Source organism: Bartonella sp. TT119HLJHH (genome assembly GCF_042193385.1).
Classification (GTDB): Bacteria; Pseudomonadota; Alphaproteobacteria; order Rhizobiales; family Rhizobiaceae; genus Bartonella.
In genome coordinates this window covers 1-1024 of sequence record NZ_JBHILS010000103.1, presented here as the reverse complement: position 1 = coordinate 1024, position 1024 = coordinate 1, and the positions used below count along the sequence as shown (strand labels likewise).

At 50.1% G+C, this 1024-nt stretch carries 1 protein-coding gene and 1 pseudogene; both read right to left on the bottom strand.

What is annotated here, in order from left to right; genetic code table 11:
- Positions 1-209 (bottom strand): annotated as a pseudogene (locus ACFIJL_RS09525) (hypothetical protein); the annotation flags it as partial.
- Positions 206-1024 (bottom strand): ParB/RepB/Spo0J family partition protein (locus ACFIJL_RS09520; RefSeq protein ID WP_375624471.1); only part of this gene is annotated, 819 nt, incomplete at its 5' end. The gene ACFIJL_RS09520 and the pseudogene ACFIJL_RS09525, both read right to left, overlap by 4 nt.

Sequence of the window (1024 nt, the reverse complement as noted above, 5' to 3'; positions counted from 1 at the left end):
CTCGCCTTACTTAAACACCCAATCCCTAAATAATGCGCCATACGCTCCGCAATCACACTGCGCTCATGCCGGCATTCACGCAAAGCCCGCGCCATCGCTCGCTTAATGCGCGAGCGAAACCGCCCTAAATCAATCTGCGCAACGGGTTCACGACAAGGAAAAACCGGCTTTTGGAAAAAATCAAGCTGCCCGCAACCATGCCTCTTCATGCCTGCTCCTCCCCCCGTTCTCTTGCAAGATAATCACAAAACCGCGCCTTTGTCTGCGCATCCGCCCTCTGCCAAACACCCAATAACTGAGCAAAAATCCGTTCCTGTTCATTAATTTGCGGTGGCGTATTAATCCCATTGACCAAATCAACAGCCCGCCGTAAATCCCCCTCAACCTGTTGCAAAGCAATCGCCACCCGCCGTTGCGCAACCGGCTCCATCTTGGCAAGCTTCAACAATTGCGCTTGATTATCTGCCAATACCGTCCCCCGCAAAACAGAGCGCAACTCCGGCTGTAAATGCTGGGAAATACGATTGAGGAGTTTCACAGACTCCTTCGATAAACCAATACGATCTGCCACATGTTTGGCAAAGTGCAAACTTTGCACTTTGCCATTTAAGTCACCATCATTTGGCAAAGGGTAAACTTTACCCTTTGCCATTTTGTCCTTTGTATATTGATTACCATGGTCACCGCCACGTTGAATCTCCCCATACTTTTTTTCCCACAATTCGCGGTAAGTCTGGACAAAAAGCGCACGGTCAATAACAGACAACTCATTGCGAAAGAGGTTTTCAGCAACCTCTAAAAGCGCAGCATTGTCCTTATCCGCCTGCACCACAACGGCATCAATGTCACTATAGCCCAAAAGCTCCGCAGCACGAAGCCGATGCGCACCAGCAATAAGCGTATAATTACCTTCCTTAGCATTGGGGGTATGGCGCACCGTAATCGGATTCATCAATCCCTCCCGCGCCATTGATTGTGCAAGTGCCTTGGCATGCTCATCATCCACAGGGCGTATACGCTCCGG